We start from the raw sequence: 18,484 nt of genomic DNA, 5'->3' as shown, positions 1-18,484 counted from the left end.
GGACGCGATGAATCCCAAGCTGCTGTTCTGGGTGCCGGCGCTGCTGCGCATGGCGCTGTTGTTCGCCGCGGCCGGCGCGGTGTGGTGGTGGTTCGGCGCAGTGGCCGGATTGTTGCTGGCGCTGTCCGGCATGGCGGTCGCCGTGTTCACGCAGCTGTCCTACCTTCAAAAGCTGGGTGCATGGCTCGACGAGCCGCACAGCACCCGCCTGCCGGACGGCTGGGGCGCCTGGACCGACGCCTTCGCCCGGCTTTACCGGTTGCGGCGTGACGACGAGCGGCACCAGGCCGAACTGACCGAATGGCTGGCGCGCTTCCGCCAGGCGATGCACCTGCTGCCGGAAGGCGTGGCGATCATGGACGACGTGCTGTTCCTGGAGTGGTGCAATCCGGCGGCCGAGCGCCACCTCGGCTTGACGATGGAGCGCGACAAGGGGCTGCGCGTGACTAACCTGGTGCGCCACCCGGACTTCATCGACTACATCGTCCTGGGACGCTACGAGCAGCCGCTGACGCTGTCGTTCCGCGGCCGCAAGCTCGAATGCCGCATCATCCCGTTCGAGAACCGGCGCCAGATCCTGGTGACGCACGATGCGACGGACACCGAGCGCATCGAAGCGATGCGGCGCGACTTCATCGCCAACGCCTCGCACGAATTGCGCACGCCGCTGACGGTGATCGTGGGCTTTCTGGAGATCGCGATGTCCGATCCGGGCATCGACGTCAGCACGCGCATGTCGCACCTGACGCTGATGACGGAGCAGGCGCACCGGATGCAGCGGCTGATCCAGGACATGCTGACGCTGTCGCGGCTGGAGTCGGACGATTATCCATTGAGACGCGAGCGGGTCGACGTGCGCAGCCTGATCGAATCGATCGCGGCGGAGGCGCGCGCCTTGTCCGGCGGACGCCACACGATCGAGGTGTCGGTCGATGGCCCGGACGTCATGGGCAGCATGGAAGAACTGCGCAGCGCCTTTGCGAACCTGGCCTCGAATGCGGTGCGCTATTCGCCGAACGGCGGCACGATCCGGCTGGCCTGGAAGCGTGGCGGCGACGCCTTGTCGTTTGCCGTGACCGATTGCGGCATCGGCATCGACCCCGAACACATCCCGCGCCTGACCGAGCGTTTCTACCGCGTCGACAAGAGCCGTTCGCGCGAGACCCAGGGCACGGGACTGGGACTGGCGATCGTCAAGCACGTGCTGCTGCGCCATGGCGGCAAATTGACGATTACCTCGCAAGCGGGCAAGGGCAGTACCTTTTCCGCAACGCTGCCCAATACATCGCTGCCGGCCTGAAGCGGCGAGCCCGCAGCGGTTGATGCGATGCCGGTCCGCGCGCAGCCGGTTCCTGCGCTTGTATGCTGCAGCTCGTCTGCCGTGCGTTGAGCCCGGAAGGGATCGTCGCTGTCGGCGGTGAAGGCTTGCTCGCTATCGGATGGGTGGCGGCTGCCGCGCTGCTGTTAGTGGCCGCATTGCCGCCGGCGATGTTCACTTCCGTCGGCAATGCGGTTCGTTGCTTGCCTTCTGCGCGAGCAGGCGCCGCAATGCGCACGCTCGGGCTGGTGACGTAGCCGTTCTATCTGCTGCGCGAGGTGATTGGCGGCGCCGTCATCTCTTCTGCGATCGGCCACGACCTCGGCGGCCCGGCCAGCCAGGTGCTGGCAATTGCCGCAGCCCTCGGCATCGCCCGGATCGTTCCGGGTTGTCTTTACGGCAGACCGGACGGGGCTCCTGGTGTCGGCAAGATCAAGCCGGGGTACAATCCTCGCCTTGTTCTTTCCGGCACATTCCATGCTCTCTCGTCGTACCTATATCGCGGCCTGCGCCGCACTGCTGCTGACCGCCTGCGGCAGCACGCCGGTCCAGACGCCGGCCCCGGCCGCTCCAGTCGCCGCCGCGCCAGTGGCTGCGCCTTTGCCGCCAAAGAAAATCCGTGTCGGCCTGGCCCTCGGTGGCGGCGCCGCGCGTGGTTTCGCCCATATCGGCGTCATCAAGGCCCTCGAGGCCCAGGGGATCTATCCCGAGATCGTGGTCGGCACCAGCGCCGGCTCGGTGGTCGGTTCGCTGTATGCATCGGGCCTGAACGGCTTCGCCCTGCAAAAGACGGCGCTCACCATGGACGAGGCGACCATCTCGGACTGGGCCATGCCGTGGCTCAGCAAGTCCAGCGGCCTGCTCAAGGGCGAAGCGCTGCAGAACTATGTGAACAAGGCCATCGGCAATGTGCCGATGGAAAAGCTGAAGCTGCGCTTCGGCGCCGTGGCCACCGACCTCAAGACCGGCCAGCCGATTCTGTTCAACCGCGGCAATACCGGAATGGCGGTGCGCGCGTCGTCGGCCGTCCCGAGCGTGTTCCAGCCGGTCAGGATCGGCAACAAGGAATATGTCGACGGCGGCCTGGTGGCGCCGGTGCCGGTGCGCTTCGTGCGCGAGATGGGCGCCGATTTCATCATCGCGGTCAATATCTCGAGTGCGACCGAGGGTGCGGCCACGGCCAGCTCGCTCGATGTGTTGATGCAGACCTTCAGCATCATGGGCCAGCGCCTGAACCATTTTGAATTGAAGGATGCCGACGTGGTCATCACGCCCGCGCTCGGCAATATGGGATCGAGCGATTTCGGCGGACGCAATCTGGCCATCCTGGCCGGCGAGCAGGCCGCCGCCGCGGTCATGCCGCAAATCAAGGCCAAACTGAAACTCAAGGCATCATCCCAGGCAACGACACAAGGAAAACCATGAACACCAAACCCTACCTGACCCTGGCGGACGCCAAGCAGATCGGCGCCGCCGCCGAAGCCGAGGCCGTGAAAAACGGCTGGGCCGTGTCGATCGCGATCGTCGACGACGGCGGCCACCTGCTGTGGCAGCAACGCCTGGATGGCGCGCCGCCCGTGTCGTCGTATATCGCCCCGGCCAAGGCCAATACCGCCGCCCTCGGCCGCCGCGAATCGAAGATCTATGAAGACGTGGTCAATAACGGCCGCGTGTCGTTCCTGAGCGCGCCGAAGCTGGAAGGCATGCTGGAGGGCGGTGTGCCGGTAATCGTCGACGGGCATGTGATCGGCGCGGTCGGCGTCTCGGGCGTCAAGTCGGAACAGGATGTGCAGATCGCGCAGTCAGGCATCGCCGCCCTGGGCGCTGCCTGACTGCGAGCTGCGGGTGCCATATCGCACCCGCAACATAAGTTTCAGCAGGGCAGGGCGGTGGCATGGCGTGTCGTCCAGTACGAATTTGCTAGCCGGTATGTGGCAGCGCCGCATTGCCGAACATCAGACTTCGCGCTATAATTCGGAAGTTTATCTAATTCAAACTTAGCCGTAGCGCATACCCACCATCCCTCATTCAACATGACCTCCAACACCGGGCGGCTTCACCATGCCCAGGACAGCTGGATGTCGGTCTGACGTGGCGAAGCTACGGCAACTTTTTCGGGAGTTGCCCTTGCCGCCATTTTTTTCTGGCCCCTCCGTTCCAGCCATCCTGGCACTTGCTGACGGGACCATCTTCAAAGGATATTCCATCGGTGCCGTCGGTCATACGACGGGCGAAGTGGTGTTCAACACCGCAATCACCGGCTACCAGGAAATCCTGACCGATCCGAGCTATTCGCGCCAGATCGTCACCCTGACCTATCCGCACATCGGCAACTACGGCGTGAACGCCGCCGACGTCGAAGCCGGCAAGGTGCATGCCGCCGGCCTGATCATCCGTGACCTGCCGCTCTTGGCCTCGAACTTCCGTTCGACCCAGTCGCTGGGCGACTACCTCAAGCAAGAGAACGTGGTTGCCATCGCCGGCATCGACACCCGCAAGCTGACCCGCATCCTGCGCGAAAAAGGCGCCCAGGCCGGCGCGATCCTGACCGCTGCCCAAGGCGCCGAACCGTCGCCAGCCCAGGCGCTGGAACTGGCGCGCTCGTTCCCGGGCCTGGCCGGCATGGACCTGGCCAAGGTCGTGTCCGTAACCGCGCCATATGAATTCACCGAGACCGAGTGGAAACTGGGCGAGGGCTTCGGCAAGCAGACAGACCCCAAATACCATGTGGTCGCCTTCGACTACGGCGTCAAGCGCAACATCCTGCGCATGCTGGCCGAGCGCGGCTGCAAGGTCACCGTGCTGCCGGCGCAATCGACCGCCGCCGACGCCTTGGCGCTCAATCCGGACGGCATCTTCCTGGCCAACGGTCCGGGCGACCCGGAGCCGTGCGACTACGCGATCAAGGCGTCGCGCGAGCTGATCGAGAAGGGCATCCCGACCTTCGGCATCTGCCTCGGCCACCAGATCATGGCATTGGCCTCTGGCGCCAAGACCATGAAGATGAAGTTCGGCCACCATGGCGCCAACCACCCGGTGCAGGACCTCGACAGCAAGAAGGTCTTGATCACCTCGCAGAACCATGGCTTCGCGGTCGACCCCGATACCTTGCCGGATAACTGCCGCGTGACCCACGTCTCGCTGTTCGACGGTTCGCTGCAGGGCTTTGCCCGCACCGACAAGCCGGCATTCTGCTTCCAGGGCCACCCGGAAGCCTCGCCCGGCCCGACCGACGTCGCCTACCTGTTTGACCGCTTCATCGGCCTGATGCAAGCAGCGGAGAAAAAATAATATGCCAAAACGTAGTGATATCAAAAGCATCCTGATCATCGGCGCGGGCCCGATCGTCATCGGCCAGGCAGTCGAATTCGACTACTCCGGCGCCCAGGCCTGCAAGGCCCTGCGTGAAGAAGGCTACAAGGTCATCCTGGTCAACTCGAACCCGGCGACCATCATGACCGACCCGGAAACGGCGGACGTGACCTATATCGAGCCGATCACCTGGAAGGTCGTCGAGCGCATCATCGACAAGGAGCGCCCGGACGCGATCCTGCCGACCATGGGCGGCCAGACCGCGCTGAACTGCGCGCTCGACCTGCACCGCCACGGCGTGCTGGAGAAATACAAGGTCGAGCTGATCGGTGCGACCCCGGAAGCGATCGACAAGGCCGAAGATCGCTCCAAGTTCAAGGACGCGATGACCAAGATCGGCCTGGGTTCGGCGCGTTCGGGCGTGGCCCATTCGATGGACGAGGCCTGGACCGTGCAGCGCGAGCTCGGCTTCCCGACCATCATCCGGCCGTCGTTCACCATGGGCGGCAGCGGCGGCGGCATCGCCTACAACGAAGAGGAATTCGAGCAGATCTGCAAGCGCGGCCTCGAGGCCTCGCCGACCAGCGAACTGCTGATCGAAGAGTCGCTGCTGGGCTGGAAAGAGTACGAGATGGAAGTGGTTCGCGACAAGAACGACAACTGCATCATCATCTGCTCGATCGAGAACCTGGATCCGATGGGCGTGCACACCGGCGACTCGATCACCGTCGCGCCGGCGCAGACGCTGACCGACAAGGAATACCAGATCATGCGCAACGCGTCGATCGACGTGCTGCGCGAGATCGGCGTCGACACCGGCGGCTCGAACGTGCAGTTCTCGATCAATCCGAAAGACGGCCGCATGATCGTCATCGAGATGAATCCACGCGTGTCGCGTTCGTCGGCGCTGGCGTCGAAAGCGACCGGCTTCCCGATCGCCAAGGTCGCGGCCAAGCTGGCCGTGGGCTTCACGCTGGACGAATTGCGCAACGAGATCACCGGCGGCGCGACCCCGGCCTCGTTCGAGCCGTCGATCGACTACGTGGTCACCAAGATCCCGCGCTTCACGTTCGAGAAATTCCCGACCGCGGACAAGCACCTGACCACGCAGATGAAATCGGTCGGCGAAGTCATGGCGATGGGCCGCACCTTCCAGGAGTCGTTCCAGAAAGCCCTGCGCGGCCTGGAAGTCGGCGTCGACGGCCTGAACGAAAAGACCCGCGACCGCGAAAAGATCGAGGAAGAGCTGGGCGAACCCGGCCCGGACCGTATCTGGTACGTGGGCGACGCCTTCGCCCAGGGCTTCACCCTGGAAGAAGTGCACAACCTGACCAAGATCGATCCGTGGTTCCTGGTGCAGATCAAGGAGATCGTCGACATCGAGCTGTGGCTCGAGAAGCAGACCCTCGAGTCGCTGGACAAGGCCACGCTGTACAAGTTGAAGCAGAAGGGCTTCGCCGACCGCCGCCTGGCCTTCCTGCTGAAGGTCGAGCCGAGCGCCGTGCGCGCCCGTCGGCACGAGCTGGCCATCCGTCCGGTCTACAAGCGTGTCGACACCTGCGCCGCCGAGTTCGCGACCAACACCGCCTATATGTACTCGACCTATGATGAAGAGTGCGAATCGAACCCGACCGACAAGAAGAAGATCATGGTGCTGGGCGGTGGCCCGAACCGCATCGGCCAGGGCATCGAGTTCGACTACTGCTGCGTGCACGCGGCGCTGGCCATGCGTGAGGACGGCTACGAAACCATCATGGTCAACTGCAATCCAGAGACCGTGTCGACCGACTACGATACCTCGGACCGCCTGTACTTCGAATCGCTGACGCTGGAAGACGTGCTCGAGATCGTCGAACTGGAAAAGCCGGTCGGCGTGATCGTGCAGTACGGCGGCCAGACCCCATTGAAGCTCGCGCTGGACCTGGAAGCGAACGGCGTGCCGATCATCGGCACCTCGCCGGACATGATCGACGCCGCCGAAGACCGCGAGCGTTTCCAGCAGCTGCTGCAAAAGCTCGACCTGCGCCAGCCGCCGAACCGCACCGCACGCACCGAGTCCGACGCCCTGGCGCTGGCCGAGGAAATCGGCTACCCGCTGGTGGTGCGTCCGTCGTACGTGCTGGGCGGGCGCGCGATGGAGATCGTCCACGAGCAGCGTGACCTCGAGCGCTACATGCGCGAAGCGGTCAAGGTGTCGCACGATTCGCCGGTGCTGCTGGACCGCTTCCTGAACGACGCGATCGAAGTCGATGTCGACTGCATCTCGGACGGCGAAGCGACCTTCATCGGCGGCGTGATGGAACACATCGAGCAGGCTGGCGTGCACTCGGGCGACTCGGCCTGCTCGCTGCCGCCGTACTCGCTGTCGCAAAGCACCATCGATGAACTCAAGCGCCAGACCTCGCTGATGGCCAAGGCCCTGAACGTGGTCGGCCTGATGAACGTGCAGTTCGCGATCAAGCAGTCGGACGAAAACGGCCAGATGGTCGATACCGTGTATGTACTGGAAGTGAACCCGCGCGCCTCGCGTACCGTGCCGTTCGTCTCGAAGGCGACCGGCCTGCAGCTGGCCAAGATCGCTGCGCGCTGCATGGTCGGCCAGACCCTGGCGCAGCAGGGCATCACCAAGGAGGTGATCCCGCCGTTCTACAGCGTCAAGGAAGTCGTGTTCCCGTTCGTGAAATTCCCGGGCGTCGACACCATCCTCGGCCCAGAGATGAAATCGACCGGCGAAGTGATGGGCGTGGGCACCACCTTCGGCGAGGCCTTCGTGAAGTCGCAGCTCGCGGCCGGCATCAAGCTGCCGAAGTCGGGCACCGTGTTCCTGTCGGTGAAGTCGTCCGACAAGCCGCGCACCGTCGCCGTGGCGCGCGACCTGGTGGCGCTGGGCTTCGACCTGGTCGCGACCAAGGGCACCGCGGCCGTGATCGCCGCCGCCGGCATCCCGGTGCGTTCGGTGAACAAGGTGCTGGAAGGCCGTCCGCACGTGGTCGACATGATCAAGAACCGCGAGATCGTCATGGTCGTCAACACGGTCGAGGAAAAGCGCAGCGCGATCAACGATTCGCGCGCGATCCGTACCTCGGCACTGGCGGCGCACGTCGTGACCTACACCACGATCTTCGGCGCGGAAGCGGCAATCGAGGGCATGCGTCACATCGACGAACTGCGCGTGTACGATTTACAAGGCCTGCATAAAACCTTACACTAAGCACACGCAGTACCCGTAACACAGCGCAGCACCAGTTAACCACAGAGCTCGCGCGGCCTTGGCCGCGTGCCTCTGTGGTTTTCGCTTTGAAGCGCATTGCGACCGTGTCCCGGTGCCCCCGTAAAACATTTTTAGCAGAGAACCATGAACACTCCACTGACCAAATTCGGCGCAGAACTCCTGAAAGAAGAGCTGCACCAGCTCAAGACCAAGGAGCGCCGCATCGTGATCGACGCGATCGCCGAGGCGCGTTCGCATGGCGACCTGTCCGAAAACGCCGAATACGACGCCGCCAAGGAGCGCCAGGCTTTCGTCGAAGGCCGCATCGCCGAGCTCGAGGGCAAGCTCTCCACCGCCCAGGTCATCGATCCGTCGACCCTCGACGCCGAAGGCCGCGTGGTGTTCGGCGCCACCGTCGACCTCGAAGACCTGGAGTCGGGCCAGAAGGTCACCTACCAGATCGTCGGCATCGATGAAGCCGACTTGAAGTTGAACAAGGTTTCGGTGACTTCGCCGATCGCGCGCGCGCTGATCGGCAAGTTCGCCGAAGACGTGGTCGAAGTGCAGGCCCCGTCCGGTCCGCGCGAATACGAAATCCTCGAAGTGCGCTACGTGTGATGGACGGCGCGGCAGCCAGTGTGAAGGCAGGGCGCTTGCCCGCGGCGCGACTACTGGTGGCCGCGCTGTGGGCGGGCGTCTTGTGGGCGCTCGGCTATATCGCGGCGCCGGCGGCGTTCGCCGTCCTGGGCAGCGTGCAGGCAGGCGACCTGGTCGCGGTGCTGCTCACGCGCCAGGCGTGGTTGTCGATTGCCTGCGCCGTGGTGCTGCTGGTGCTGCTGCGGTTGTCGACCGACCTGGCGCCGCCGCGCCGCAAGTTCCTGAGCCTGCTGGTGCTGGCGATGCTGGCGTGTACGCTGGTGATCTTCGTCGGGCTGCAGCCGGCCATGGCGCAATTGCGTGAACTCGCCGGGCCGGGCGGGGTGAGGGCGTCGCCCTACTGGACGCAATTCGCCGTGATGCATGGGGTGTCGCAGCTGTTCTATCTCGTGCAGAGCTTGCTCGGAGCATGGCTGCTGGTCAGCTTGCGTTGACCGCATGGACCGTACCGACGTAAAAAACCGGGTCGCCCCGGTTTTTTTGTTCACTTGTTCAGCGAATTTTTCTTGGAACTGGTCTGACGCGGCTTGGCGCGCTTGATGTTGCCGCCGGCGGTGACGCGTTCGTTCCCCTTCAGCATGACCTTGGTGACGCTCGGCTTCTTGGTGCCGCTGGCGCTGGCCTTGACGATGGTGACTTCGCGCATGCCCGGACCCGACTTGCCGCTGCGTTCCTTGAGCGCTTCTTTTTTCGGGCGATACAGGACCAGCAGCTTGCCGATGTGCTGGACCTGGGCTGCGTCGAGGTCGGTGGCGATCTGGTCGTACATGGCGACGCGCGCTTCGCGGTCGTCGCCGAACACGCGCACCTTGATCAGGCCATGTGCGTCGAGGCTGGCCGCGATTTCCTTGACCACGTTTTCAGTAAGGCCGGCTTCGCCGATCATGACGACTGGATTGAGCCCGTGGGCTTCTGCGCGCAAGGCGCTGCGCTCGGCCGGTGTAAGTTTGATCATAACAATTTTTTTTGATGTACCTATAAAAGCAGTATTCTACGCGAATGGCCAAGAACAAATTAAACAAAAACTGGTTGCACGACCACATTAACGACCCGTACGTCAAACTGGCGCAAAAAGAAGGGTTCCGCGCCCGCGCCGCCTACAAGCTCAAGGAGATCGACGAGCTTGAAAAGCTGATCAAGCCCGGGCAGGTCATCGTCGACCTCGGCTGCACCCCGGGCAGCTGGGCGCAGTACACGCGGCGCAAGCTGGCCGGCGCGGACGGTGGCGGCATCAACGGCACCATCATCGGCCTCGACATCTTGCCGATGGAGCCGATCGCGGACGTTCAATATATCCAGGGCGACTTTCGCGAAGAAGAAGTACTCGCGCAACTCGACGAAATCCTGTCCGGTCGCAAGGCTGACCTTGTGCTATCCGATATGGCGCCCAATTTATCGGGTATCGGCCATGCGGATGCGGCGCGCATGGAACATTTGATCGACCTGGCGATCGAATTTTCACAATTGCACATGAAACCAGGCGGCGCGTTGTTGGTTAAGTGTTTTAAAGATATGGGTTTCACCCAGATCCTGGAGAAATTCCGGACTGAATTCAAGACGGTGAAACAGATCAAGCCGAAGGCGAGCCGTGATAAATCGTCCGAGATTTTCCTGCTCGGCCGCGGCCTGAAGAATCCGGCCGTCTGATGTGCGGGCAGGGCGATAATTTCCCCTTGAAATCGCCGCGCCTGCCCATACATCAGCCGCGTGATCCTTTCGGCCTGCTTGCACGGATTTTCCTGCAAAGTGCTTGGGAGACATAAAACATAGTATTTCGGCACTATTGCTGGCGGCGCGTGGCGGTGTCGGCTTATTGCGGGTAAAATCGGAATACTGAAATCGGTAGAGATGCTGTTGCATCGGAGGAGTGCTCGTGAATAATATGTTTTCCAAATCCGCCATCTGGGTGGTCGTCGCGCTGCTGTTGTTCATGCTGTTCAAGCAGTTCGACACCCATAGCGTCGCCGGCGGCAGCAAGACCATTGCTTATTCCGAGCTGCTCGATGAAATCAAACAACGTCGCATCAAGGATGTGACGATCGAAGGCTCGAATATCACCGCCACCCGCAGCGACGACTCGAAGGTGCGCGCGACCGCGACCATCCTGGACCGTGGCCTGATCGGCGACCTGCGCGAAAACGGCGTGCGCTTCGACGTGAAGCCGCCCGAGGAGCCGTCGTTCCTGCAGCAGGTGTTCATTTCCTGGTTCCCGATGCTGCTCCTGATCGGCGTGTGGGTGTTCTTCATGCGCCAGATGCAGGGCGGCGGCAAGGGCGGCGCTTTCTCCTTCGGCAAGTCGAAGGCGCGCATGCTCGATGAAACCAACAACACCGTCACCTTCGCCGACGTCGCCGGTTGCGACGAAGCGAAAGAAGAAGTGTCGGAGATCGTCGACTTCCTGAAAGATCCGACCAAGTTCCAGAAACTGGGCGGCCGTATTCCACGCGGCGTGCTGATGGTCGGTCCACCAGGTACCGGTAAGACCCTGCTGGCGCGCGCCATTGCCGGCGAAGCGAAAGTGCCGTTCTTCTCGATCTCGGGTTCCGATTTCGTCGAGATGTTCGTCGGCGTGGGTGCAAGCCGTGTCCGCGACATGTTCGAGAATGCCAAGAAGCATTCTCCTTGCATCATCTTCATCGACGAGATCGACGCGGTCGGTCGTCACCGCGGCGCCGGCATGGGCGGCGGCAACGACGAACGCGAACAGACGCTGAACCAGCTGCTGGTCGAGATGGATGGTTTCGAAGCGCAATCGGGTGTGATCGTGATCGCCGCCACCAACCGCGCCGACGTGCTCGACAAGGCGCTGCTGCGTCCGGGCCGTTTCGACCGCCAGGTGATGGTGGGCCTGCCGGACATCCGCGGCCGCGAACAGATCTTGAACGTGCACATGCGTAAAGTGCCAATCGGTACCGACGTGAAGGCCGACATCCTGGCGCGCGGCACCCCGGGCTTCTCGGGCGCCGACCTGGCCAACCTGGTCAACGAAGCCGCGCTGTTTGCCGCACGCCGCAGCAAGCGCCTGGTCGAGATGATCGACTTCGAAGACGCAAAGGACAAGATCTACATGGGTCCTGAGCGCAAGTCGATGGTCATGCGGGAGGAAGAGCGCCGCAACACGGCCTATCACGAGTCTGGCCACGCGGTCGTCGCGAAGCTGCTGCCGAAGGCCGATCCAGTGCACAAGGTCACGATCATGCCGCGCGGCTATGCGCTGGGCCTGACCTGGCAGCTGCCTGAGCATGACGCACTGTCCGGCTATAAAGACAAGATGCTCGAAGAAATCTCGATCCTGTTTGGCGGCCGTATCGCTGAAGAGATCTTTGTCGGCCAGATGTCGACCGGCGCGTCCAACGACTTCTCGCGCGCCACCAAGCTGGCCCGTTCGATGGTGACCCGCTTCGGCATGTCCGACAGCATGGGCGTGATGGTGTACGAAGACAGCGAGAACGAAGGCTTCTTCGGCGGCGCCACCAAGACGATCTCCGAGGCGACCCAGCAAAAGGTCGACGCCGAGATCCGCGCCATCCTCGACACGCAGTACGCGCTGGCACGGCGCCTGCTCGAAGAGAACCGCGAAAAGGTCGAAATGATGACCAAGGCGCTGCTCGACTGGGAAACCATCGACTCCGAGCAGATCAACGACATCATGGCCGGCCGCGAGCCGCGCCAGCCGAAGACCGTGCTGACCAAGCGCACGCCGCCCGGCGACAGCGGCTCGGGTGGCGTGGCGCCGAACGCCACCGCACCGGCCTGACGCTGTCTCCACCATCAAAGGCACCCGTCAGGGTGCCTTTTTTGTTTGCCCCCGCGGCCTAGCCAAGGTCTTTCCGAACGTCCTTCCCTTATGACCAAGAAACTGCAATGCGGCCACTTCAGCTTTGCGCTGGAGGGGACTGAATCCTTTTATCCGGTGGTGATGGGCATCCTCAACATTACCCCCGATTCCTTTTCGGACGGCGGCCGCTACCAGGGCCTCGAGTTCGCGCTGACCCATGCCGAGACCATGGTCCGGGACGGCGCGACCATGATCGATATCGGCGGCGAATCGACCCGTCCCGGCTCGCCCAGCGTGCCGCTCGACGAAGAGTTGCGGCGCGTGATGCCGACCCTGTACGCGCTGCGCACGCTGGACGTCGCGCTGTCGGTCGACACCTGCAAGCCGGAACTCATGCGCGAGGCGCTGATCGCCGGCGCCGACATGATCAACGACATCAACGGCTTTCGTGCGCCGGGCGCGATCGAGGCCGTGCAGGACAGCGACTGCGGCCTGTGCATCATGCATATGCAGGCCACGCCCGAAACCATGCAGCGGGCGCCGCGCTACGACGACGTGGTGGGGGAGGTCATCACCTTCTTGCACCAGCGGGTCGATGCGATGACGGCCGCCGGCATCGAGCGCGAGCGCATCTGTGTCGATCCCGGCTTCGGCTTCGGCAAGACAGTCGAGCACAACTACGCCTTGCTGCACGGCGTGCGGCGCATGCGTGACGAACTGGGCTTGCCGGTACTGGCCGGCATGTCGCGCAAGTCGATGATCGGCGCCGTCACCGGGCGAGCGGTGGAGGGGCGCGTGGCCGGCAGCATCGGCGCGGCATTGGCTGCGGTAGCGCATGGCGCTAGAATCGTGCGTGTGCATGATGTGGCAGAGACCGTCGACGCCTTCAAGGTGTGGCATGCCGCGATGCATCCCTCCGCGGTCGTATAAAAAAACGTTTCAACAAGAGAAAAGAGAACTAGATGGCACGGAAATATTTCGGTACTGACGGCGTGCGTGGCCTGGTGGGCGTTGCGCCCATTACGCCTGAATTCGTGATGCGTCTCGGCTATGCGGCCGGCACCGTCCTGGCCAAGGGCCGCAAGTCGAGCAGCGGCCGCCCGGTCGTCCTGATCGGCAAGGACACCCGGATTTCGGGCTATATGCTCGAAGCCGCGCTCGAAGCAGGCCTGTCGGCCGCCGGCGTCGATTCGATGCTGGCCGGTCCGATGCCGACCCCGGCCATTGCCTACCTGACCCGTGCGCTGCGCCTGCAGGCCGGCGTCGTGATCTCGGCCTCGCACAACCCATTCCAGGATAATGGCATCAAGTTCTTTTCGGAACACGGCACCAAACTGCCGGACGCCGTCGAGCTCGAGATCGAGGAAGCCATCGACCAGCCGATGGGCTGCGTGTCGTCCGACAAGCTGGGCCGCGCCACCCGGCTGCGCGACGCCCAGGGCCGCTACATCGAGTTCTGCAAGGGCACTTTCCCGAATGAACTCGACCTGCGCGGCCTGAAGATCGTCGTCGACAGCGCCCACGGCGCCGCCTACAATATCGCGCCGCACGTGTTCCACGAGCTCGGCGCCGAAGTGATCTCGATCGGCGCGCAACCTGACGGCTTCAATATCAACGCCGGCTTTGGCGCCACCGCGCCGAAGGCGTTGTCCGAAGCCGTGGTGGCCAACAAGGCCGACCTCGGCATCGCGCTGGACGGCGACGCCGACCGCCTGATCATGGTCGACGCCAATGGCCGCGTCTATAACGGTGACGAGTTGCTGTATGTGATGGTGCGCGATCGCATGAGTACCGGGCCGGTGGCGGGCGCCGTCGGCACCCTGATGACGAATATGGCGTTGGAGGTGGCGTTCAAGCAAATGGGTATCGGCTTCGCGCGCGCCAAGGTCGGCGACCGCTATGTGCTCGAAGTGATGAAGGAACGCGGCTGGCTGTTCGGCGGCGAAGGCTCGGGCCACCTGCTGGCGCTGGACAAGCACAGCACGGGCGACGGTATCGTGTCGGCGCTGCAAGTGCTGTCGGCCCTGGTACGCGGCAACAAGTCGCTGGCGGAATGCTGCGCCGAGCTGCAACTGTTCCCGCAAACCCTGATCAACAAGAAAGTCGCGCCGGGATTCGACTGGACCGCCGACCAGGCGCTGGTGGCCGAGAAGGAAGCGGTGGAGCGCGAACTGGGCGACAACGGCCGCGTGCTGATCCGCGCGTCCGGCACCGAACCGCTGATTCGCGTGATGGTCGAGGCGAAAGAGGCGGCGCTGGCTGACAGCATGGCGCGTCGTATCGCCGACAAGCTGGCGGCGTAAAAGAGTCGCCGGCCAGGCGCGAGCCGGGGCTGGCGCTTCACGCCGCTATCGCGTATAATACCCCTCACACGGCGGAGTGTAGCGCAGCCCGGTAGCGCACCTGGTTTGGGACCAGGGGGTCCAAGGTTCGAATCCTTGTACTCCGACCAAGAGATTCATCGAAACAGGCCGTCATTGACGGCCTGTTTTGTTTTCAGCAGCCTGTTTTGCTCTCGGTATCGCTACCCTGGCGCGAATTGCTGTCCAGTCATATTGCAAGCGTCGTGACTTGCGGTTTATAGTAGCGCCTCTTTCAAGTCCGCCCTTAGCTCAGTTGGATAGAGCAACAGCCTTCTAAGCTGTGGGTCGGGGGTTCGATTCCCTCAGGGCGGGCCACTTTTCCCCATCATTTCAAAGCGTTATAGCCGCGTCGTGCTGCCCATATTTTGAGCATTGCGCTACTCAATCGGCATTGCGCTATTCAAATGCCAGTTTTCCCGGCTTCACGCGCTCCGGCCGCCGGCGGTAGACCCGCTGCGTGAGCTGGCTGTCGGCGTGCGCGAGCAGGGCCCGGGCATGCTCCAGGGACTCCGCATCGCTGGCGCACTTGGCGCGCAGGTCGTGCTCGGTGAAGCGTTCCTTGACGTTGGTCTCGGCCAGTATCCGCTCCATGAAGCGCTGCCACATCGAGTCCCAGCCGCTGGCCGTACCCTTCGCCTCGTTGAAGTAGCCGGCGCCCTTGCGCGTGCAGAACAGCCAGGGCGCGATGTCGACAGGCCGCACCGCTTTCGCCGCGGCGATCGCGTCCCGCAGTTCGGGCGACCACTCGATGATTAACCGCTTTCCGGTGCTGCCCTGAGTTTTGCTCGGGGTAACGTGGATACCATCCTCCTGCAGGTCGGCGCTGGTCAGGCGCAGCAGGTCGCCGCGCCGAAGGCCGGTCAGCAGCTTCAGGCGAATGTACGCCTGCAGCACGAGCACGCTGCCCTTGGTGTGCTTGCTCGGCAGCGAGAGGCACTCGATTAGCTCCCAGTCCTCGACATACCGGTCGCGCGGCTTCTCGCCCGCCAGGCGCACCTCGCCCTTGAACGGGTGCCGGTCGATGTAACCCCACATGACCGCCATCGTGAAAGCATGTGAGAGGACGTCGATCGCGCGGTTGGCCGCCACTGGCGTGGCCTTCCGCTTGTCCGCGTACTGGTAGACATGCTGCGGCCGCAGCCAGGTCAACGGGGCCTCCCCGAACACCGCGCGCAGGGACCGGAGCGCGCGTTGATTCTCCACCTGCGTGCGCGTGGCCTTCGTCGGCACCACCTCGAGCGCATACCGGTCGAGCAGGGCGCCGATCGACTTGGCTTGGTCGACCGACTCCAGGCGCTTCGCCCACTCCTTGTACGCCTCGGGTAGGGTGGCGCCGAGCCGGAACTTTTTCTTCCCGTCCCAGCGATCCTCCAGCCCGGCCGGCACCTGGTAGTAGACCGCGCCGTGCTCGATCTTCCACCGCGCCGGCAGCCCGACATTCTCCTTGTTGCGCTTTCTAGGCATTTAGCCCACTCCAATTCGGCACAAAATCCTTACTCTTCGACTGCCGTTCCTTCCCGGCGCCGAACTCCTTTTCGACGTGCGCACGCAGCACGGCCAGCGTGCCGTCGGCGCGTTGCTTGAACGCGATCCCCATCGAGCGTAGCATTTTGGCCTGGGCGGCTCGCTGCTTGCGCTTGGTCATGCTCTTCAGCTCGTCGTCGTCGAGAAACATCTGATCCATCATTTCCCCCTCGGGCTTTCGTTTTTCATCTTGTCAGCGCCTGCGACCAGGCCGGCATAGCACTTGCTGTGGAACGCGCGCTTCGCCAGGCGCCCGCCGCCCGGCACCGGTGCCCGCACATACTGCTGGCCAGCCTGGATCGACATGCCGCAGAATGCGCACTGGTGCTGGCACCGGGCGATGTGCTGGATGCTGTTGAGGATCACTTGTCGCCCTTCAGGCGCCGCGCCCGATCCGCCGCCACCGCGTCGCGCTGGCCCTGGCGGTATTGCTCGGCGGTGTACAACGTCAGCGCGCCGCGCAGATCCTTCCCGGCGTCTTGCCACTTCACGAAGAAGGCGACCTCGCCCTTCATCGCGCGCGCGGCTTCCGGCGGCAGCGGCGGCAGCCCTTCGTCGTCCACCTCAGCAGGGCGAGAAGCAAGGGCTGCGCGCTCCCGAATCAGCCGCGCGATGTTGGCGCTTGCTGCCTGCTCACCCTCCCAGCGCCCTCGGATCAGATCGCTCGGGCGCGCTGCGACGATAGGGCGGCTAGGGCCATAGCCTTCGGCGATCCGGGCCGCCACCTCAAATGCAGCGCGCTCGTCTACCTCGGGCGCAGTGCTGGGCGATGGCGGGGTGGCTGCGTCAATCTCAGCCAGCCGGGCCTCAGCCGCTTCCAGCCGGCGCGCAGCCTCCTGCACTCGGTCATAAAACTGGCGCTGCGAGAGGTAGCCGCTCATCGCCATGTCGAAGGGCATGCGCAGCACGCCGTAAAGCATCAGGTCGCTCATGCTCCCTCTCCCTGGCCGCCGTCGAGCTGGGCGGCGCGCGCGTATTCAGCGCAGATGCCGCACTTGCGAGTGGCGTGGCACGGCTGATTGCTCTCGAACTTGATCGTTTCTTCCTTGTCGATCATCTTGTGCGCCTTCTGCTCGGCCTCTTCCATCGTGCTGGCGTGCACGCCGACCCCGGCCGCCATCTTCGTCTTGCCTACATAGCAGTCGAAGCGGTACAGGCGCGGCAGTTCGGCCGGCGCTTCCGGTGTGCCGGGGGCGCTAGTTGCGCGCTCCAGCTTGCCGGCCGCCTGGCCCATCGCGGTGAACAGCAAGCCTCGCACCTGGTCGTCGCTGGCGTTCGTACTACCGTCCATGCCCAGCGCGTGGATGAGGCGGCGCAGACGCGTCATCTCGTCGGCGTCGAGCGCGCCAGGTGCTGCGGCTTGCTGGGCAGCCGGCGCTTCGGCCTTCGCGGCAAGAGCGGCATCAATGATGTTGATGGCCTTCTTCGCATCGGCTTCGGTCGGCGCGGTCGGGCCGCGCTCCAGAATGTTTTCCAGCAGCGGCTTCACAGCGGTCAGCACACTACTCGCCTGTGCGCCGCTCTCTGCATGCTGGGCGGCTGGGGCGGTGTAGAGCGTGCGTGCCTCGTAATGGTCGTCCACTCGCTCGTATGCATCTTCCTTGCTGGCGTCATACCATGCGGGCTGAAAACTTCCGACCGGCTTCTGCCTCCACTGGTAGACGGCTTGCGGCGCTTCGCCCTCTGGCTGGGCGCGGCGAGCAAGGGTTGCGATATGCGCAAGCAAGGCCGCATAGGCGGACTTCTGCCCAGGTCGGCCGGCACACAGGCGCCAATCGTCCAGAAGTTCTCGCAACTCGAAAGTGTCCAGGTCCGGCAGTTCAGTTGGATTGCTCATTTCGATTCCTTCCGGCGGCGCGCGCCTGGGTATTGTGGTTGCGGCTTGTGCAGCGGGTCCGGCAGGGCGAACTCCAGAATGCACTTCCAATTCGTCTTGTTGTTCAGCAGGACCGGGCCCGCGTCGTTGTCGATGGTGCCCTTGGTCGGCGGCACTGCCAGCGCATCGACCAACACGCACGGCACAGCCAGCGTGTCGTCGCCGCGGTGGTAGTAATCGCGCGTCGCCAGCACCATCTGCTCGTCGTACTTGCCCGCCCACGACAGCGGCCAGGCGTAGCCCTTATCCTCGGGCCGCCAGAACGTGATGTAGGCGTGCTCGCGGTTCGTGTGTTTCAGGCTGACGATGTAGCAGGCAGTCACGATTGGCCGCCTTCCTGGCGCCCGCCAGCTGTAGATGCCTGGGCAGCGATGTCTTGCTCCGTGATGACATAGGCGCGCACGTTCTTCACTTCATAGAAGGCCGGAGGGCACGACTTCTCGAT

The 18,484-nt window shown here is 63.7% G+C and carries 19 protein-coding genes and 2 tRNA genes; 14 read left to right on the top strand and 7 right to left on the bottom strand.

Annotation, left to right across the window (positions count from 1 at the left end; translation table 11 throughout):
- Positions 1–7 precede the first annotated feature (7 nt).
- The 8 genes from phoR to AC56KW_RS10570 all read left to right on the top strand — a co-directional run bounded on the left by phoR (position 8) and on the right by AC56KW_RS10570 (position 8,932).
- Positions 8–1,300: a phosphate regulon sensor histidine kinase PhoR gene (phoR, locus tag AC56KW_RS10605; protein ID WP_497170697.1), complete on the top strand. Its 1,293-nt coding sequence runs from the start codon at positions 8–10 to the stop codon at positions 1,298–1,300.
- 62 nt (positions 1,301–1,362) lie between these two features.
- Positions 1,363–1,575: a hypothetical protein gene (locus AC56KW_RS10600; protein WP_497170696.1), complete on the top strand. Its 213-nt coding sequence runs from the start codon at positions 1,363–1,365 to the stop codon at positions 1,573–1,575.
- Positions 1,576–1,795: 220 nt separating this feature from the next.
- Entirely contained in the window at positions 1,796–2,743 is a 948-nt protein-coding gene (locus tag AC56KW_RS10595; RefSeq protein ID WP_497170695.1) for a patatin-like phospholipase family protein, read from the top strand.
- Positions 2,740–3,150 (top strand): GlcG/HbpS family heme-binding protein, encoded by a 411-nt coding sequence (locus tag AC56KW_RS10590; protein ID WP_497170694.1) that lies wholly within the window; start codon positions 2,740–2,742, stop codon positions 3,148–3,150. The genes AC56KW_RS10595 and AC56KW_RS10590 overlap by 4 nt, the downstream gene beginning before the upstream one ends.
- A 295-nt stretch (positions 3,151–3,445) precedes the next feature.
- A complete protein-coding gene (gene carA, locus AC56KW_RS10585; protein WP_497170693.1) occupies positions 3,446–4,609 on the top strand; it encodes a glutamine-hydrolyzing carbamoyl-phosphate synthase small subunit in 1,164 nt (387 codons plus the stop codon).
- A gap of 1 nt (position 4,610) precedes the next feature.
- Positions 4,611–7,841: a carbamoyl-phosphate synthase large subunit gene (carB, locus tag AC56KW_RS10580; RefSeq protein ID WP_497170692.1), complete on the top strand. Its 3,231-nt coding sequence runs from the start codon at positions 4,611–4,613 to the stop codon at positions 7,839–7,841.
- Between the two features lie 144 nt (positions 7,842–7,985).
- Positions 7,986–8,459 carry a transcription elongation factor GreA gene (greA, locus tag AC56KW_RS10575; protein ID WP_306392700.1) on the top strand — a complete coding sequence of 158 codons (474 nt, stop codon included), beginning with the start codon at positions 7,986–7,988 and terminating at the stop codon, positions 8,457–8,459.
- A gap of 20 nt (positions 8,460–8,479) precedes the next feature.
- Positions 8,480–8,932, top strand: a complete 453-nt coding sequence (locus AC56KW_RS10570; RefSeq protein WP_497170691.1) for a DUF4149 domain-containing protein — start codon at positions 8,480–8,482, stop codon at positions 8,930–8,932.
- Positions 8,933–8,982: 50 nt separating this feature from the next.
- Here AC56KW_RS10570 and yhbY read toward each other — a convergent pair whose 3' ends face one another.
- The gene (yhbY, locus tag AC56KW_RS10565) at positions 8,983–9,453 is read right to left on the bottom strand and encodes a ribosome assembly RNA-binding protein YhbY (protein WP_497170690.1); all 471 of its coding nucleotides are present in this window, start codon (positions 9,451–9,453) and stop codon (positions 8,983–8,985) included.
- 44 nt (positions 9,454–9,497) lie between these two features.
- On the opposite strand from yhbY, the gene AC56KW_RS10560 reads away from it, so the two are divergent.
- The 6 genes from AC56KW_RS10560 to AC56KW_RS10535 all read left to right on the top strand — a co-directional run bounded on the left by AC56KW_RS10560 (position 9,498) and on the right by AC56KW_RS10535 (position 14,954).
- Positions 9,498–10,145 carry an RlmE family RNA methyltransferase gene (locus AC56KW_RS10560; protein WP_497170689.1) on the top strand — a complete coding sequence of 216 codons (648 nt, stop codon included), beginning with the start codon at positions 9,498–9,500 and terminating at the stop codon, positions 10,143–10,145.
- A gap of 226 nt (positions 10,146–10,371) precedes the next feature.
- Positions 10,372–12,255, top strand: a complete 1,884-nt coding sequence (gene ftsH / locus AC56KW_RS10555) for an ATP-dependent zinc metalloprotease FtsH (protein WP_320467797.1) — start codon at positions 10,372–10,374, stop codon at positions 12,253–12,255.
- A gap of 90 nt (positions 12,256–12,345) precedes the next feature.
- The gene (gene folP / locus AC56KW_RS10550) at positions 12,346–13,206 is read left to right on the top strand and encodes a dihydropteroate synthase (protein ID WP_497170688.1); all 861 of its coding nucleotides are present in this window, start codon (positions 12,346–12,348) and stop codon (positions 13,204–13,206) included.
- A gap of 32 nt (positions 13,207–13,238) precedes the next feature.
- The gene (gene glmM / locus AC56KW_RS10545; RefSeq protein WP_497170687.1) at positions 13,239–14,579 is read left to right on the top strand and encodes a phosphoglucosamine mutase; all 1,341 of its coding nucleotides are present in this window, start codon (positions 13,239–13,241) and stop codon (positions 14,577–14,579) included.
- A gap of 72 nt (positions 14,580–14,651) precedes the next feature.
- Positions 14,652–14,728: transfer RNA gene (locus tag AC56KW_RS10540), tRNA-Pro, on the top strand.
- Between the two features lie 149 nt (positions 14,729–14,877).
- Positions 14,878–14,954: transfer RNA gene (locus AC56KW_RS10535), tRNA-Arg, on the top strand.
- An 81-nt stretch (positions 14,955–15,035) separates the two neighbouring features.
- Here the strand turns inward: AC56KW_RS10535 and AC56KW_RS10530 are convergent.
- Genes AC56KW_RS10530 through AC56KW_RS10505 form a run of 6 tightly spaced genes read right to left on the bottom strand, consistent with a single transcriptional unit; the run spans position 15,036 to position 18,362 of the window.
- The gene (locus AC56KW_RS10530; protein ID WP_497170686.1) at positions 15,036–16,103 is read right to left on the bottom strand and encodes a tyrosine-type recombinase/integrase; all 1,068 of its coding nucleotides are present in this window, start codon (positions 16,101–16,103) and stop codon (positions 15,036–15,038) included.
- Positions 16,096–16,326 (bottom strand): DUF4224 domain-containing protein, encoded by a 231-nt coding sequence (locus AC56KW_RS10525; RefSeq protein WP_497170685.1) that lies wholly within the window; start codon positions 16,324–16,326, stop codon positions 16,096–16,098. Before AC56KW_RS10525 ends, AC56KW_RS10530 begins: the two co-directional genes overlap by 8 nt.
- Entirely contained in the window at positions 16,323–16,529 is a 207-nt protein-coding gene (locus AC56KW_RS10520; RefSeq protein WP_497170684.1) for a hypothetical protein, read from the bottom strand. Before AC56KW_RS10520 ends, AC56KW_RS10525 begins: the two co-directional genes overlap by 4 nt.
- The gene (locus AC56KW_RS10515) at positions 16,526–17,095 is read right to left on the bottom strand and encodes a hypothetical protein (RefSeq protein WP_497170683.1); all 570 of its coding nucleotides are present in this window, start codon (positions 17,093–17,095) and stop codon (positions 16,526–16,528) included. The genes AC56KW_RS10520 and AC56KW_RS10515 overlap by 4 nt, the downstream gene beginning before the upstream one ends.
- On the bottom strand, positions 17,092–18,000 hold the full coding sequence (locus AC56KW_RS10510) for a hypothetical protein (protein ID WP_497170682.1): 909 nt from the start codon (positions 17,998–18,000) through the stop codon (positions 17,092–17,094). The genes AC56KW_RS10515 and AC56KW_RS10510 overlap by 4 nt, the downstream gene beginning before the upstream one ends.
- Positions 17,997–18,362, bottom strand: coding sequence for a hypothetical protein (locus tag AC56KW_RS10505; RefSeq protein ID WP_497170681.1), 366 nt, complete (start codon positions 18,360–18,362; stop codon positions 17,997–17,999). The genes AC56KW_RS10510 and AC56KW_RS10505 overlap by 4 nt, the downstream gene beginning before the upstream one ends.
- Positions 18,363–18,484 lie beyond the last annotated feature (122 nt).

The sequence above is a fragment of the Telluria sp. RT2P19 genome (assembly GCF_059685725.1).
The sequence above is the reverse complement of the archived record's forward strand: the minus strand, read 5'-3'. Positions and strand labels throughout refer to the sequence as shown.

What these genes read in the sequence shown, in the direction of transcription:
- phoR (WP_497170697.1), top strand. Translation starts at nt 8, where the DNA reads ATGAATCCCAAGCTGCTGTTCTGGGTGCCGGCGCTGCTGCGCATGGCG.
- AC56KW_RS10600 (WP_497170696.1), top strand. Translation starts at nt 1,363, where the DNA reads ATGCTGCAGCTCGTCTGCCGTGCGTTGAGCCCGGAAGGGATCGTCGCT.
- AC56KW_RS10595 (WP_497170695.1), top strand. Translation starts at nt 1,796, where the DNA reads ATGCTCTCTCGTCGTACCTATATCGCGGCCTGCGCCGCACTGCTGCTG.
- AC56KW_RS10590 (WP_497170694.1), top strand. Translation starts at nt 2,740, where the DNA reads ATGAACACCAAACCCTACCTGACCCTGGCGGACGCCAAGCAGATCGGC.
- carB (WP_497170692.1), top strand. Translation starts at nt 4,611, where the DNA reads ATGCCAAAACGTAGTGATATCAAAAGCATCCTGATCATCGGCGCGGGC.
- greA (WP_306392700.1), top strand. Translation starts at nt 7,986, where the DNA reads ATGAACACTCCACTGACCAAATTCGGCGCAGAACTCCTGAAAGAAGAG.
- yhbY (WP_497170690.1), bottom strand. Translation starts at nt 9,453, where the DNA reads ATGATCAAACTTACACCGGCCGAGCGCAGCGCCTTGCGCGCAGAAGCC.
- AC56KW_RS10560 (WP_497170689.1), top strand. Translation starts at nt 9,498, where the DNA reads ATGGCCAAGAACAAATTAAACAAAAACTGGTTGCACGACCACATTAAC.
- folP (WP_497170688.1), top strand. Translation starts at nt 12,346, where the DNA reads ATGACCAAGAAACTGCAATGCGGCCACTTCAGCTTTGCGCTGGAGGGG.
- glmM (WP_497170687.1), top strand. Translation starts at nt 13,239, where the DNA reads ATGGCACGGAAATATTTCGGTACTGACGGCGTGCGTGGCCTGGTGGGC.
- AC56KW_RS10530 (WP_497170686.1), bottom strand. Translation starts at nt 16,103, where the DNA reads ATGCCTAGAAAGCGCAACAAGGAGAATGTCGGGCTGCCGGCGCGGTGG.
- AC56KW_RS10525 (WP_497170685.1), bottom strand. Translation starts at nt 16,326, where the DNA reads ATGATGGATCAGATGTTTCTCGACGACGACGAGCTGAAGAGCATGACC.
- AC56KW_RS10515 (WP_497170683.1), bottom strand. Translation starts at nt 17,095, where the DNA reads ATGAGCGACCTGATGCTTTACGGCGTGCTGCGCATGCCCTTCGACATG.
- AC56KW_RS10510 (WP_497170682.1), bottom strand. Translation starts at nt 18,000, where the DNA reads ATGAGCAATCCAACTGAACTGCCGGACCTGGACACTTTCGAGTTGCGA.